This window comes from Salinisphaera sp., assembly GCF_035690525.1.
GTDB lineage: Bacteria > Pseudomonadota > Gammaproteobacteria > Nevskiales > Salinisphaeraceae > Salinisphaera.
Window position 1 is genome coordinate 1 of the sequence record NZ_DASSKM010000128.1, and the last position, 14490, is coordinate 14490.

The following is a 14490-nucleotide window of genomic DNA, read 5'->3' on the forward strand; positions in this document are numbered from 1 at the left end:
GCGCGATTTGGGGCCGCAACCCGAAGGGCCGGGGCCATTTTGGCGCAATCCAGCGTTGCAGCGCGCTACGGTAGAATGACTACCGTACACCCGCTGCGCCTTGTCTTGCACCAAAATGGCCGCCGGCGCGGCGTCGTGTGAAGCAGCAACAGGCCCGAACCTGATCCGGTTCATGCCGGCGTAGGAATGGCCATGCCGTATCCACAGTTGTTCTTGATCCGCCTGTCATGAGCGGTGTTCTCGATGCCATTTGGCACGGCTTCGTCGCCGCGCCCTGGATCGAGCAGGCCGCCACCGTGCTCGGCCTGCTCGGCGTGTGGCTGGCCACGAGACAGAGCCTCTGGAATTTTCCGACCGGGTTGGTGCAGGTGGTGCTCACCGCGATCGTATTCGCCGGCCAGCGGCTTTATGCCGATATGTCGCTACAGGGGGTGTATTTCGTTGCGCTGGCTTACGGCTGGTGGTGCTGGACGCATCCCGATGGCTGGCGCGACCGGCTGCCGGTATCGCGACTCGGCTGGCGTCGGCTCGGCGGGCTGATCGCGCTCGGCCTCATGGCCACCGTGACCTGGGGCGCGCTTTTGGATCGTGTCGGCGATCCCATGCCGTGGCGCGATGCGTTCATCGCCGCCTTCGGCATCATCTCCCAGTGGCTCGAGGCGCACAAGAAAATCGAGGCCTGGGGCGGCTGGGTCGTGGTCAATATCGCGGGGCTGGCAGTATATGTGGCGATCGGCCTGTACTGGTTCGTGATCCTGTACAGCCTTTATCTGGTGCTCTCGTTCGTCGGCTTGCGGGCCTGGTTGGCCAGTTATCGGCGGGATGCGCCGGCGTGACGATTCGCGTCGCCCTGTTCGGCACCGAGTCGACCGGCAAGACCACCCTCGCCCGGCGGCTGGCCGATGTCTTTGCCGCGCCTTGGGCCGAGGAATATGTCCGGTCGTTCTGGCACCGGCGCGACGGCGATATCCGTGTCGAGGATCTGGCGACCATCGCCCGCGGCCAGATCGACAACGAAGCCCGGGCCGCGGCGCGCGCCGGGCAACTCGTTGTCTGCGATACGGAATTGATCACCAATACGCTATGGGCGGACCTGCTCTTTCCCGGGCAGTGCCCGGCCTGGGTGCGCGCGGCGGCCGAGCGGCGATCCCGGCATTATGCGTTGTACCTGCTCTGCGATACCGATATCGATTTTGTCGACGACGGCCAGCGCTGTTTTCCCGCGCCCGCCGAGCGCGAGCGCTGCCGTCGTATCTGGCGCGGCGCACTGGTTGAACGCGATCTGCCTTTCGTCGATATTCGCGGCCCGCTGCCTCAGCGCTTGAATACGGCGATTTCGGCCATCCGGCACGCGACCCGTGTCGCGCCGCCTCGGAGCCACGGAAGATAAGCGTTATGATCGCTCTTGCGCAACGGCTGCTGCACGCTGGGCCGATTCATCCGGGGTCAAACCCGATTATCGTGATCTTCCAAGCGATTCGGTCGGACGGCGGTGGCCGGCTTTTTTCCGGGTGGTTTCGTTCGTGCAGACTTACGTACGTTCATTCCGGTATTACTTTCTGTGACAGGAGTGCGCATGCAGTCGATCAAAATCCGCGCGGTCATCGCGCTGGTGCTGGCCGCCGCCAGCGTATTTTCGTTGCCCGTGTTTGCGGCCGACAGCGACGATCCGGGAGCCGGCGACAGCCCGAAGACGCAACCGGCCGATCGGTACACCGACAAGCAACTCAGGCAGTTCGTCAAGGCGCAGGCCAACGTTCAGACCGTGATCAAGAAATGGGACAGCCGGGTCGCCGACGCCGATGTCAGCGACAAGCAGGCCGTCCGAAAGAAAGAGAACAAGGCCATGGTCAAGGCCGTGAAGGCCAGCGGGCTGACGCCGCAACAGTACAACAACATCGTTCAGCAGGCCCAGCAAGACCCCGAGTTGACCCAGCGGATCCAGTCGTTCATGACGCCGCGATGATGAGACCGCCCGGCGGGATCATCCAGGGCTACGCGGTCTGCCACCACACCGTTTCGTAGAGGTCGACAATGTCGGCGGCGCTCGGCACGCGCGGGTTGTTGCCCGGCGAGCCTGAAGCCAGGGCTTGCTCGGCCATTGTGGCCAGGGTGCCCCGCCACCGGTCGCGCCGGATGCCGTAATCCGCCGGCGAAGGCACTTCCAGATCCGCGTTGAGCGCGTTCAATTCACGCATCAGCAGGCGCACCGCGGCGGCATCGGTATTGGCTGGATTCGCCGCCCCGATCGTCCGCGCGCAGGTGGCGTAGCGGGCCTTGGCCGAGCCTAGCGAATAGCGTGTGATTGCGGGTAGGAGCATGGCGTTCGACAAACCGTGCGGCACATGGAAGAAGGCGCCGATCGGCCGGCTCATGCCATGCACCAGGGCAACCGAAGCGCTCGAAAACGCCAGCCCGGCCAGACTCGCACCGAGCATCATCGCCTCGCGGGCCGGCCGGTTGCCCGGCTGGTGGTAGACGGTACGCAAGTTGGGGCCGATAAGGTCCATCGCCGCCAGTGCCTGTCGGTCGGAAAACGGGTTCGCCTTGCGGCTGACATAGGCTTCGATCGCATGCGTGAGCGCGTCGATCCCGGTATCCGCGGTTACGCGTGCGGGCACCGACAGGCTCAGTTCGTAATCCACGATCGCGGCTGTGGGCATGAAACCGATGCCGGCGCACAACATCTTTTCATCCCCCGTATCGTCGGTGACGACGGTGAAACGGGTGCACTCGGAACCGGTCCCCGCGGTTGTCGGCACGGCGATCACGGGCAGCCCGGCGCGCTCGGCTTGTTTCGGAAACCGATAGTCGCGGATCGCGCCGCCGAAATGCGCCAGCACTCCGATCGCCTTGGCCGAATCGATCGAGCTGCCGCCGCCAATCGCGATGACGGCATCGTAGGATCGACCGTCTTCCAGGCCCCGCTTCATGACCTCGACCCCGGCCATGATCGAGCGTTCGGTGGGTTCGGGCACGGTATCGGCGAATATGCCCCATCCCATGCCGGCCTCGCGCAGCAGCGCGGCCGCGCGTTCGACATATCCCAGTTCCATCATCATGCGATCGGTGACGATCAGCGGACACGCCACGTCGAGCGCCGCCAATACCCCGGGCAGCCGCGCCAGCGCTCCGCCGCCGATCTCCATAATCCGCGGCATGAGAATGTTGTGGGACATGTCGGGCTCCTCCATCATGAGCGTCTGATCGCGACCGGACCGGTTTTATCCGTTGTAGGCGCCACCCACAGACGGGTCAAGGCGCTCGTCTCCGGTTCGCGTTTTATTCCGACGCTTCGCGTCATCATCGTCAAGGAAACATCCATGAGTGCTCAGCCCGGTTTCATCGTCATCGCCGAATTCGCGCTCAAGCCCGGTCAACGCCAGGCTTTTCTCGAACACGCGCACGAGGACGCGCGCCAGTCGCTGGCCAATGAGGACGACTGCCATCAGTTCGACGTGCTCGTGCCCGACGACGCCGACAACGTCGTGGTCCTGCACGAGGCCTATACCGATCGTGCCGCCTTCGATACCCATACCCGTATGCCGCACTATCAGCCGTTCAAGGATGATACCGCGCCATTGCTGGCGTCCGAGCCGGTCGTGCGGTTCTTCTTCACGGCCTGAGTTGAGCCCAGCCTGGCCGGGTTTCGTAAGGAAATCGATATGGCGCCAGGCATAAAAAAAGGCGGCTTCCGGGACAGGAAGCCGCCAGCACGTCACAAACCACCCACTGGCAGCCGTTCAGCCCTCTGGGCGCTAAACGCCGCACGCCGCCAGCACGCGTTGCAGCCTGGCTAGAAGTAAATACGATGCCAGGATTACAGACGATATAGACCGAAATCCAATCGTCCGCTGCCCAGTATTAGCGACACCGGCTCTTCTTGGCAAATTAGCCTATCGAATCAGACACTACTCGATAGGCCGCGCCCGGCTGCAGATGTTGACACCACGGGGATTTCGGCGGGAGCAGGCCCACCGCCAACACCTCGATCGAAAATTCCTTCGTTCGTGGAATCCGTACAAATTGCGCAAAGTATGGCGCTGAACCTGCGCCGTCGCTCGCGACGTCCTTAAATCCATACTTTTGGCGCGGATACCGAGCCCGCACTGGCTTTAAATTTTCATTGCGTGCAACCAAAGTCGGCATTCTGGATTTCGCCCAGCCCTGATACGCTTCGACACTCCGACTATTATTCGAAAAAAGGAGACGACCATGGCCGATGATGCAATCACCCAGCCGGCCAATCCCGCCCCGCTGGGCCTGGTCGGTTTCGGCATGACCACGGTACTGCTTAGTCTGGTCAACGCGCACGCGCTGCCGGGCGGCGGCGAATCGGTCGTGATTCCGCTGGCGCTCACGTACGGCGGGTTGATCCAGCTGATCGCCGGCGTCATGGAATTCCGGACCGGCAATACCTTCGGCATGGTGGCGTTTCTGAGTTACGGGGCGTTCTGGTGGTGGTTCGCGATTCTGCTGATGCTCTCCGGTAACGGCATCATCGATGTCAGCCAGGCGGGCCCCACCATCGGCGTCGCGCTGATTCTCTGGGGCGTGTTCACATTCTATATGTGGATCGCCACGTTTCGGTTGAACCGTGCGCTGTGGCTGGTGTTTCTCACGCTCTGGATCACGTACTTTTTGCTGGGTATCGGGGATGCGATCGGCTTTGCCGCAATCAGCACGCTGGGCGGCTATATCGGTATTCTGTGCGGCGGCCTGGCGATGTATACCAGCTTCGGAGAAGTGACCAACGCCACTTTCGGGCGTGTCGTGATTCCGCTCGGTGCTCCCGGCTGAAACGCGCTTAAAAGATGCCGGGCGACGGCGCCGGTCTTTCCGGCTTCGCCGTCGCTTGGCACGGCGCCTAAACTCGTGGCCGCACTACATAAGGGCGCATCATCTCGTTCGCGGCATGCTCCCAAATATGGCAATGCCAGACGTAGCGTCCGGGATAGCCCTCGAACGGCACGATGATGCGCGTCACGGTTCCCGGATGCGCCTGAATCACGTCCTTCCAGCCCATCTCGTTGGCCGCCGGCGGTTGCGCTTCGCCTAGGAAACGCACCGTGTTGTCATTCTGGTAGCGGAATACATCGATCGGCCGGCGGTCAAGCACCTGAAAGCGCACCAGATGCAGGTGGATCGGGTGCGTGTCATTGGTCAAATTCACCAGATGCCATATCTCGGTGCTGCCCAACTCGGGGTCCTCGGTCGGCTCCGCATACCAGCGCGTACCGTTGAGCAGCATGAGCATCGAAGCGCCGGTCGGGCGCATGTAATCGTTGAGCGTAAGATAACGTTGACGCACGGCCCGCGATTCGGGAATCCGCGCCACCGGCCGCAGCGACGCCGGCATATTGGCGCTGCTCCGCGCCCGTCCGCCGCCCACGCGGAACTGCATGACATGGCGGGAGTCGTTGGTCAGCGTCAATTCCTGGCGCGGCCAGTCCGAAAAATCGACGACAATATCGGCCCGCTCGGCCGGCGCTAACAGCAGCTCCTTCATGGCGACCGGCGCCGGCAGCAGGCCTTGATCGCTGCCAATTTGATGAAAGACGCGCTTGCCGGACAGCGCCAGCCGCAGGAAGCGCTGATTCGAGCCGTTGATCAGCCGGAAGCGATACTGGCGCGGCTCGATGTCCAGATACGGATAGAGCTTGCCGTTGATCATGATGGCGTTGCCGCGAAACTCCGAGATCCACGGATGGCCCGGTATGCCCGAGGTCGGATAGTAGAGCTGACCCTCCGGACTGAAACGGCGATCGCAGATGATCAGCGGGATTTCCTGGTCGCCGTCGGGCAGCCCGAGGGCGGTTTCGACCTCGTCGCGGATCAGAAACGCGCCCATCATGCCGGCATAGTGGTTGAGTCGCGCCACGCCCATGGCGTGATCGTGATACCAGAGCGTGGTCGCGTCCTGTCCGTTTGGATAATGCGCGACCTTCGATCGGCCCGGCGGATACCAATCCTCCGGATAACCGTCGCTTTCCGCCGGCGTACGGCCGCCGTGTAGATGCACGATATTGCGAACGCCCTGCGCGCCGGGTTCCATTCCACAAACCGTATAGTCCACCGGCAGGAAATGCCGGGATGGCAGGTCGTTCAACCACTCCACCGACAACGGTTGGCCGGAGATCGTGTCGAACGTAGGCCCGGGGTGACTGCCGTCGTAGGTCCACATCCGCGTCGGCTGCATGTCGCGATGCACCTTCACCTCGGCCTCGTTCATGACGACCCGATAATGCGGTATGCGTCGTCCGTCCTGGCCCCGCCACTGTGTCGGCGCAGCCTTGGGCGGAATCGGCAGCGGATCGACGAACGGGGTCAGGGTACGCGGATTCATCGACAGGGCCTGCCGCGCGGTCTGTTCGCCGGCCTCACCCGGCATCGGCAGCCCGAGACCGGCGGCGGTCGCGCCTGCGGCGGTGCCCAGGCGTAGAAAATGTCGTCGCGATAAGATCATCGTCGAGCCTCGGCGCGTTGTGATTGCGCGTCATACAAAGCGGTAAAAGGCGCCCGTCGGCAAACCGTTGGGCGCCGAATCGAATCGGGGCGGTTGCGGCGCCGGCCCCATGGAGCCGGCGCCCGGGCTCAACTCTGCGGCAGGCCCGTGTCCGGATCGAGCAGCAGTATGTCGGCGTTCGGCGGGCTGGGCGCGTCGAAGTCGAACATGTTTTCCAGCGAGCCGGCCAGCTTGTCGAAGGAACCCTGGCCCAGGCGCTTGCCGTCGAGCCAATTATCTTCGATGAAGCGCATGATCGAGGTCTGGTCGGTCAGCGTGTGATCGACGAAGTTGTGCTTGGCCCACGGCGAGATCACCAGCAGCGGCAGACGCGGCCCGTAACCACAACGGCCCTGGGCCGGCTTGCCGTCGATCCCGTCCAGCGGCACACTGCGCTGTTGCGAGCCTTTACCGCCCGACTCGCAAGTACCGGCGCCGTTGAGCGCGTCTTGCATGCTGGACGAAGGGTTCACGTTCGGGCTGTAGCGATGGTCGTACCAGCCGTCCGAGTCGTCGTAGGCGATGATGACGGCGGTGTGTTTCCAGGCCGGCTGGCGCTGGAGAAAATTGATCACTTTGACGATGAAATGCTGCTCGTCGATCGGATCGGAGTAGCCGGCGTGGCCGTCTTCGTAGGCCGGGGCCTTGAGAAAACTCACCGCCGGGAAATTGCCCGCCTTGACCGCATCGAAGAAGTCGTGGCTATCATACTGATGATTGGCCGGATCCTTGATATCGGTCTTGTTCCCCTCGTCGTCGATCTTGTAGGTATGGCCGATCGAGGCGATATTGCTCGGCCGCTTGTGCTCCGGATTGGCGGTCGAGGCGTAGTACTGGAACGGCTCATGGTGCGGGATATAATCAGCTGAAGTCACAGGGGCGTTGTTTTTGGTGCCAGTGGCGGTGACGCGGGTATGATGGCTGCGCTCACAGCCGGTAGTGCCGTTTTCGTTGATTACGGTCAGATCGAAGCCGCCCTCGAACCAGCCCCAGGTCACCCCGGCGTTGTTCAGCATATCGCCGATATTCGGGCCGCCCATCCGGACCTGTTTGTTGCCCGAGCAGACATCCCCGATCGGATCCGGGTCGCTAATGAGCGTTTTGCCGCCGTTACCGTCCGGTATGTAGCCGGAGGTGGAATCGGCCGGAATCATCTCGACGATGCCGTTGGTCTGGCCGGAGATCAGGTTGATCGCGCCCGGCGTGGACGGCCCGAAATTCGTGCCGTACGAGTTATCGCTCATGGCATATTGCTGAGCATAGTTCCATAACGCGGTCACGGTGTTGCCGTCGTAGTAGCCCATCACCAACCCGGTATTTTGGGTCGCTTTCGTTTGCGCCACATCCGGCGGCGGGCCGCCGTGACCGACGGATTTCGGGAACAGGTCCATGGCGCCGTCGTTGAACGCCAGCTGCTCGGGCTCGTAATCGTGATGCTGATCGGCGGTCAGCGCTTGGCTACGATCCAGACGGAACGGATTCGTGGCGCCGTCGCCGTTGGCTGGATTCAGATTCGGATTGTTGTTCAGCAGCTCCTGCGTGTAGTTATCAATATCTTCGGGTGTATCGGCCGCGGCGATGAACTTCGGTTCGCCGCTCGGATTGGCCGCGTTCGGATAGGTGCCAAAATAATGGTCGAAGGAAACATTTTCCGGAAAAATCACGACCAAATGCTCGATCGGCGTACTAGTACCGGAGTCATTTGATCCGCCATCGGACAAACTCACATTGGCGTCGTCGTCACATCCCCCCGCCATAACAACCAGTGAGCCGGCGATTGCCACGGTCGCCCATTTGAGATAGGTCATGAGAACTCCCGGTTTTTATGTCTATCCGTTGACAATATCAAGATAAATCTTGTAGCAGGCCTCCACTTTGGTGGTATACGGCCCAGCATCAGCAGATTGTCGTCGTAACCCATTCGACGCATCGCCGAGCGCGGAAAATGTCGGCAGCCGTGGCATAATAACCGGCGATCAATATGCACAACCGAAGTTTGTTTATATGCTGTCTGCCGACGATGCCCTGGCCCGCCTGAAGCAAGGCAATCAAGATTTCGTCAACCATATCGCCGATTCCGATACGTTGGCCGGGCTCGGCGCCTCCGCCGAACTGATTCAGCAACAACAACCGTTCGCCGTCATCCTGGGATGCTCGGACTCGCGCGTGCCGGCCGAGATCGTGTTCAATCAAGGGCTGGGGGATTTGTTCGTGATCCGTGTCGCCGGCAATATCGTCGCCCCGTCGCTGACCGGCAGCATCGAATACGCGGCCGAAATGTTCGGTACGCGCCTGGTCGTGGTGCTGGGGCATACCCAATGCGGCGCGGTCAAGGCTACCGTCGATCAACTGCAACAGCCCACTGAGCTACAGTCGCCGAATCTGCGCTCGATCGTCGATCAGGTTCGCCCGGCGGTGGATGCATTGCTCGATACCGAACTGCGCCACGACCATAGCGCGCTCGCCGCGGCCGCCGTGCGGGCCAATGTCGAGAAATCCGTGGACCAGCTTCGCCACAGTTCGGCGGTTCTCGAAAACCTCATCGAAACCGACGGTCTGAAGATTGTAGGCGCCGAATACTCGGTCGAAACCGGAGCGGTGGATTTCTTCAGCGAATGATACGGGGCGCCCGCCGCGCCCGACGCCATGAACCTGCTGGCTCATCTGTGGCTGGCCGAACGCACCGACACCTCGGCGGCTGGCCAGATTCTCGGCGATATCGTCAAGGGCCGGATCGACGCGCCGCGTTTCGATGCGCGTACCGACGAGGGCATCCGCCTGCACCGCGCGATCGATTCCACCAGCGATGCTCACCCGGCCCATCGCGAGCTACGCGAGCGATTCCGCAGCCCGCTTCGCCGCTATGCCGGCATCATCGTCGATATCGGCTTTGATCATGCCCTGGCGCGGCGTTGGCCCGATTACAGCGCCGAACCGTTTGCTGTTTTCGCACGACGAATCGCCGCGCGCGTCGCGGCCGAATGGCCGAATGATGCCCCGGCCGGCCCGCCCGATGTCCAAGGTTTCGCCGGCATGCTGTCCGGCTACGCCGATGCGCGCGGCATCGAGCGCGCGCTCACCGCGGTCGGCCGCCGCGCCACACGGCGCAATCCGCTGGCCGCCGCCCTGCCCGCACTGTTGGCCGAATATCCCGGCTTTGTCGAACGCCTGCCGCGCCTGCTGACGCGCCTCGAAGCCGAAATGCTGAGCCGTACGCGGGCATAAAAAAGCGCCGATCGGGCAGACGATCGGCGCCCCAAAAGCCGTAGATCGGCCTGCGTTACTGCGCGATGGCGTCGTTCGCGGCGGTGAAGCCCGACAGCGACACCTTCAGGTCGATCTGGTCGCCTTTCGGGCCGATGATCGTGACCTGCGCGGTCTGGCCGTGCTTGAGCTTGTTCAACAACGAGTCCTCAATCGGAAAATCGGCGCGGCAACCCTGGGCCAGGCAGATTTGAAACGGAAAACGGCGCGCCTGATCGCCATCCACGCTGAGTTGAACGCCCGGGGCCAAGCGTGTACCCAGCGGCAGAATGAAGATCATGGCCGCGCTGTCGATCTGCGGCGGGTAGCCCATGACCACGCGCATGATCGGCTTGCCCGACTGCGGGCTCTCGACCAGCTGGGTCATCTCGCACTGGTTTTGGTCCCCGGACTTCGGACAACGAACTTCCCAGTCTTCGTAATGCGTGATCTTGACGTTGTCCTGGGCGGACGAGTCCGACGAATTTTGGGCCGCGGCCACTCCAACGCCGCCGAACAGGCTGGCCGCGCACAGCAGCGCGGCGGAAAACCGGAAAGCTCTGGACATATATTATCCCCTTCATGTAATTCAAGACGGACCACGATATCGCGCTCCGCAGGCCCGGTGCCCAGCAGGACGCCGACACGGTAAATTCAAATGCCCCGCGATTCTCGCCCGAGCATGGCGCAAACCGCAATCACACCCGCGATTAAGGCCAGCGCGAAACTGTAGTTGCCATGGTGCCGCGCTGCAATCGTAATTCGTAACGGACCGTCGGCAGCGGCAGCGAAGAAGCCGGTCTTCCTTGATTCACCCATACCCCGCGGCTTGCCGCGGACACCTTAGCAATGGGGTTTCCAAAGGGGAGAGACGTTAGCTCTTCCCTTTGGTCGACCGCGCGGTTTCATACCGCGTGGTCGAAAGATATTTGATTTGCCGCCCATAAGCTGCGCCAACCGGTCAACAGGCGTCGAGTTGAGCGTCCAGACGCTTGGCGGAGACCTTGATCGCGGTGCCGAGTTGCTGGGCGAAGACCTGAATCCGGAACTCCTCGACCATCCAACGCAGCAGGTCGAGCTCGCGCGACCATGTGCCGCGCCGCATTGCCTTGGCGGCCTTGTCCTTATAGGCTTGCCAGTACGGCGTAATCTCACGCAACCGCGCCTTGTCCGCCGCCGCGCCGTCGGCGGCCAGCTTGTCGAGACGTATCGCCACACCTTTCAGATAGCGCGCCAGATCCCGGGCCCGCGCGGTCGGGTCATCGGCAGCGCCGACGAATCCGATATAAACCAAGTGCGCGAGTTGGTCGTTGATATCGTCGATCGACGCCATCCAGTCGAGCCCGATATTTTTCGACAGCCGCTTGCGCACGTCCGCCAGCGCGTCGAGCGCCGGTTCGAGCGCGTCCCAAAGCGCCACCGCATCGGCCATGATATGCGAACGCACCGTCTCGAGCGCCGCATCGAACCCGGCTCGGGTCAGCGGCGTCGCGCCGAGCCGCTTGTCGATCAGCGCGGTGAGTAGATCAGCCACCAGCGGCGACTCCGGGTCGGCCGCGATCGCGGCGATCCGATCCGGATCAACGCCGGCGGCCGGCGGCGGCTCGGCGAGCTTGACCACCGCGTGCCGCTTGAGATGGGGCAGATCGCGTTTGATCAAGCGCGTCGGCCGGGTGACGGCCAGCCGAACGAGCCGGATGACGCCCCGGCGATGAACGCGCACGGCTTCATCCGGGTCGTCCAGCAATTCAAGATCCACATGGCCGATCCGATCGATCAACACCGGGTGCGCGTTGACCCGCACGCCGGCATGCGCAAGCGTCACCGGCACATCCAGCGCGACGTCGGCCGGCCACTCGGTCAAGCCCGTGCGGCGCATGGCATGATCGGCCGATCGGGACACCGCCGCGCGGGCGTGCTCGCCGAGTTCGTCTCGGAGTCCCGCCAGATCGCGGCCGGTGGCGAGCGTATGGCCGGCGTCGTCGACGATCTCGAACCGCATGCGCAGATGATCGCTCGGCGTGAAACCTGTCCACGCGTCGTCGGGAATCCGTAGCCCGATCATTTCGTAGGCGGCGTCTCGCAACGCCGCTTCGGGATCGCCCGCGCCGAATTCGACGCGCTTTGCCGCCGCGCGCGCGAAATCCGGCACCGGCACCACGCGCTTGCGCAGGTTCTTCGGCAGCGCCTTGAGATATTCGCGGAATTTTTCCTCGATCAGACCCGGCACCAGCCAATCGGCGCGCTCGCCCGGCATCTGGTTGAGCGCGGCCAGCGGAACATGGGCGGTCACGCCGTCTTCGGCCCGGCCCGGCTCGAAGGCATAGTCGAGCTTGACCGGCAGGTCGCCCAGCGTCATCGATTCCGGGTAGGCGCCCTCTTCCGTCTCGACACCGGCCGAGCGCAGCAGCTGGTCCTCGTCGAAACAAAGAACGGCGGCATCATTTTTTTTCAGCCACCGATCGAGCGTTTTGCGGTCGTAAACGCTCTCGGGCAGTCGGGCATCGTAGAAGGCGGCCTGCGTCGTTTCATCGACCAGCAGATCGCGGCGGCGAAAACGGGCTTCGCGGTTCTGGATCCGCTCGACCACGGCCTGATTGGCGGCCAAGAATTCCGGCAGCCGCCCGCGCCGGTCGGCCACGGCAAAGGCCACCAGGCCGTCGCGAATGAAGATTTCGCGCGCCAACACCGGATCGATGCGGCCGAAATCGACCTTGCGCCCATCCGCCAGGGTCAGGCCGAACAGCTTGACCCGTTCGCGCGCGACCACCTGTCCGCGGCGTTTTTCCCAGTGCGGGTCGTAACGCTCGCGGGTGACCAGATGCGCCGCCGCGGCCTCGATCCACTTCGGGTCGACGCCGGCGACGGTGTGCGCGAACAGCGCGCTGGTCTCGATCAGCTCGCCGGCCACGATCCATTTCGGTTGCCGTTTGGCCAGTCCCGAGCCCGGGAAGATACGAAACTTGCGCCCGCGCGCGCCCAGATAATCGGCGCCCTTCCTCTTCGGTTTGCCGTCGGCCGGCTCGTCGAGCTGGCCGATATGATCGAGCAGCCCGGGCAGCAACGCCTGATGCAACGCCACCGGATCGACATCAGCCAGCCGCCCGTGCGCCGGATCGCTGTTCAGGCCGATATCGTGGCCAATCCGGCGCAGTTGGCGCGCCAGATCCTCCCATTCGCGCATGCGCATGAAATTCACGAACCGGTTCTTGCACCAGGCGCGCAGCTTGCTGCCCGACAACTCACGCCGCGCCTCGGCGAAGCCGTCCCACAGCCGCAGCAGGCTGATGAAATCCGAGCGGTTGTCGACGAACGGCTTCTGGGCCTCGTCGGCGGCTTCGCGCATGCCGGCCGGGCGGTCACGCGGGTCCTGGATGGTCAGCCCGGCAGCGAGCACGCGCATCGCGCCCGCGACACCGAATTGGTGGCCGGCGATCAGCATGCGCCCGATACGCGGGTCCAGCGGCAGCCGCGCGAGCTGCCGGCCGAGCTTGGTGATGCGGCCGTCGGCGAGCGCTTCGAGCTGGGCCAGCAGATTGCGTCCGTCGTTGATATAGCGGCGCTCGGGCGGGTCGATGAACGGAAAATCCTCGATCGCGCCGAGCTTCAGATCGGCCATGGTCAGCAGCACGTTGGCCAGATTAGTGCGCCGGATTTCCGGCTCGGTAAAGTCGGGCCGGGCCTCGTAGTCGGCCTCGTCGAACAGCCGGATACAGATACCGGGCGCAAGCCGCCCACAGCGCCCGGCGCGCTGATTGCAGCTCGCTTTCGATATCCGCTCGATCGGCAGCCGCTGGACCTTGGCCGCGGTGGAATAACGGCTGATGCGCGCCAGGCCCGTGTCCACTACGTAGCGAATGCCGGGCACGGTGAGCGAGGTCTCGGCCACGTTGGTCACGAGCACCACGCGGCGGCCGTTGGAGGCCGAGAAGATCCGGTTCTGAGCCGAGCGTGTCAGCCGGGCATACAGCGGCACGATCTCGGCATCGAACTTGTCGCCGGCGAATGCCTTGGACAAATGCCGCTCGGTATCCCGGATATCGCGCTCGCCCGGCAGGAACACCAGGATATCGCCCGGACTGTTGCCCCCGCCCGGGCGCCAGAGCTCGCGCACGGCATCCTCGATCGCCTCCGGCCAGTCGCGGGCATTACGGGTTTCGGCGTCGATTGGCGGGCGATAGCGTACCTCGACCGGATAGCCGCGCCCCTCGACGTTGAGGATCGGCGCGCCGTCGAAAAACTCCGCGAAGCGCTCCGGATCGATCGTCGCCGAGGTCACGATGAGCTTGAGATCCGGCCGTTCGGGCAGAATGCGCTTGAGGTAGCCGAGCAGGAAGTCGACGTTGAGCGTGCGTTCGTGGGCCTCGTCGATGACGATGGCCTCGTACTTGTTCAGAAACCGGTCGCGCGCGGTCTCGGCTAACAGGATGCCGTCGGTCATCAGCTTGACCTGGGTGGCATCGGATAGTTTGTTCTCGAACCGGGTTTGGAACCCGATCAGACCGCCGAATTCGGTGCCGGTCTCCTCGGCCACGCGCTGCCCGACGCTGCGCGCGGCCAGCCGTCGCGGCTGGGTATGTCCGATCAGCCCGCGATCGCCGATGCCGGCGGCCAGCAACAGCTTGGGCAATTGCGTGGTCTTGCCGGAACCGGTCTCGCCGCAGACGATCACCACCTGATGCGACTCGACTGCCGCGCGGATATCGTCGGCGCGCGCGGTGACCGGCAGACCATCGGCAAGC

At 63.5% G+C, this 14490-nt stretch carries 12 protein-coding genes; 7 read left to right on the forward strand and 5 right to left on the reverse strand.

Annotated elements, in window-relative coordinates:
• The first annotated feature begins 227 nt into the window (after nucleotides 1–227).
• The 3 genes from pnuC (at nucleotide 228) to VFJ08_RS09590 (ending at nucleotide 1966) form a co-directional block, all read left to right on the forward strand.
• Nucleotides 228–836 (forward strand): nicotinamide riboside transporter PnuC, encoded by a 609-nt coding sequence (gene pnuC / locus VFJ08_RS09580; protein WP_324996977.1) that lies wholly within the window; start codon nucleotides 228–230, stop codon nucleotides 834–836.
• The gene (locus VFJ08_RS09585) at nucleotides 833–1390 is read left to right on the forward strand and encodes an ATP-binding protein (RefSeq protein WP_324996978.1); all 558 of its coding nucleotides are present in this window, start codon (nucleotides 833–835) and stop codon (nucleotides 1388–1390) included. The genes pnuC and VFJ08_RS09585 overlap by 4 nt, the downstream gene beginning before the upstream one ends.
• 186 nt (nucleotides 1391–1576) lie before the next feature.
• A complete protein-coding gene (locus VFJ08_RS09590; RefSeq protein WP_324996979.1) occupies nucleotides 1577–1966 on the forward strand; it encodes a DUF4168 domain-containing protein in 390 nt (129 codons plus the stop codon).
• Between the two features lie 28 nt (nucleotides 1967–1994).
• Here the strand turns inward: VFJ08_RS09590 and VFJ08_RS09595 are convergent, their stop codons facing one another.
• Nucleotides 1995–3179 carry an iron-containing alcohol dehydrogenase gene (locus VFJ08_RS09595; RefSeq protein ID WP_324996980.1) on the reverse strand — a complete coding sequence of 395 codons (1185 nt, stop codon included), beginning with the start codon at nucleotides 3177–3179 and terminating at the stop codon, nucleotides 1995–1997.
• Between the two features lie 144 nt (nucleotides 3180–3323).
• Here VFJ08_RS09595 and VFJ08_RS09600 point away from each other — a divergent pair, with 144 nt between their 5' ends.
• Both VFJ08_RS09600 and VFJ08_RS09605 read left to right on the forward strand, forming a co-directional pair.
• Complete coding sequence (locus VFJ08_RS09600; protein WP_324996981.1) at nucleotides 3324–3626, forward strand: putative quinol monooxygenase; 303 nt, start codon at nucleotides 3324–3326, stop codon at nucleotides 3624–3626.
• A 589-nt stretch (nucleotides 3627–4215) separates the two neighbouring features.
• Nucleotides 4216–4800 carry an acetate uptake transporter gene (locus tag VFJ08_RS09605; protein ID WP_324996982.1) on the forward strand — a complete coding sequence of 195 codons (585 nt, stop codon included), beginning with the start codon at nucleotides 4216–4218 and terminating at the stop codon, nucleotides 4798–4800.
• 67 nt (nucleotides 4801–4867) lie between these two features.
• Here VFJ08_RS09605 and VFJ08_RS09610 read toward each other — a convergent pair whose 3' ends face one another.
• Both VFJ08_RS09610 and VFJ08_RS09615 read right to left on the reverse strand, forming a co-directional pair.
• Nucleotides 4868–6466 carry a multicopper oxidase gene (locus tag VFJ08_RS09610; protein ID WP_324996983.1) on the reverse strand — a complete coding sequence of 533 codons (1599 nt, stop codon included), beginning with the start codon at nucleotides 6464–6466 and terminating at the stop codon, nucleotides 4868–4870.
• 128 nt (nucleotides 6467–6594) lie between these two features.
• The gene (locus VFJ08_RS09615) at nucleotides 6595–8313 is read right to left on the reverse strand and encodes an alkaline phosphatase family protein (RefSeq protein WP_324996984.1); all 1719 of its coding nucleotides are present in this window, start codon (nucleotides 8311–8313) and stop codon (nucleotides 6595–6597) included.
• A 196-nt stretch (nucleotides 8314–8509) separates the two neighbouring features.
• Between VFJ08_RS09615 and VFJ08_RS09620 the strand changes: the two genes are divergently transcribed.
• Together VFJ08_RS09620 and VFJ08_RS09625 are read left to right on the forward strand one after the other, a co-directional pair.
• Nucleotides 8510–9124 (forward strand): carbonic anhydrase, encoded by a 615-nt coding sequence (locus VFJ08_RS09620; RefSeq protein ID WP_324996985.1) that lies wholly within the window; start codon nucleotides 8510–8512, stop codon nucleotides 9122–9124.
• Nucleotides 9125–9151: 27 nt separating this feature from the next.
• Entirely contained in the window at nucleotides 9152–9730 is a 579-nt protein-coding gene (locus VFJ08_RS09625; RefSeq protein ID WP_324996986.1) for an ACP phosphodiesterase, read from the forward strand.
• 55 nt (nucleotides 9731–9785) lie between these two features.
• Here VFJ08_RS09625 and VFJ08_RS09630 read toward each other — a convergent pair whose 3' ends face one another.
• Entirely contained in the window at nucleotides 9786–10316 is a 531-nt protein-coding gene (locus VFJ08_RS09630) for an invasion associated locus B family protein (protein WP_324996987.1), read from the reverse strand.
• A 393-nt stretch (nucleotides 10317–10709) separates the two neighbouring features.
• Nucleotides 10710–14490, reverse strand: a 3781-nt coding sequence (gene hrpA / locus VFJ08_RS09635; protein WP_324996988.1) for an ATP-dependent RNA helicase HrpA, incomplete at its 5' end; no start/stop codon positions are given.

Coding starts and splice junctions, on each gene's coding strand:
- pnuC (WP_324996977.1), top strand. CDS start 228: ATGAGCGGTGTTCTCGATGCCATTTGGCACGGCTTCGTCGCCGCGCCC.
- VFJ08_RS09590 (WP_324996979.1), top strand. CDS start 1,577: ATGCAGTCGATCAAAATCCGCGCGGTCATCGCGCTGGTGCTGGCCGCC.
- VFJ08_RS09595 (WP_324996980.1), bottom strand. CDS start 3,179: ATGTCCCACAACATTCTCATGCCGCGGATTATGGAGATCGGCGGCGGA.
- VFJ08_RS09600 (WP_324996981.1), top strand. CDS start 3,324: ATGAGTGCTCAGCCCGGTTTCATCGTCATCGCCGAATTCGCGCTCAAG.
- VFJ08_RS09605 (WP_324996982.1), top strand. CDS start 4,216: ATGGCCGATGATGCAATCACCCAGCCGGCCAATCCCGCCCCGCTGGGC.
- VFJ08_RS09610 (WP_324996983.1), bottom strand. CDS start 6,466: ATGATCTTATCGCGACGACATTTTCTACGCCTGGGCACCGCCGCAGGC.
- VFJ08_RS09615 (WP_324996984.1), bottom strand. CDS start 8,313: ATGACCTATCTCAAATGGGCGACCGTGGCAATCGCCGGCTCACTGGTT.
- VFJ08_RS09620 (WP_324996985.1), top strand. CDS start 8,510: ATGCTGTCTGCCGACGATGCCCTGGCCCGCCTGAAGCAAGGCAATCAA.
- VFJ08_RS09625 (WP_324996986.1), top strand. CDS start 9,152: ATGAACCTGCTGGCTCATCTGTGGCTGGCCGAACGCACCGACACCTCG.
- VFJ08_RS09630 (WP_324996987.1), bottom strand. CDS start 10,316: ATGTCCAGAGCTTTCCGGTTTTCCGCCGCGCTGCTGTGCGCGGCCAGC.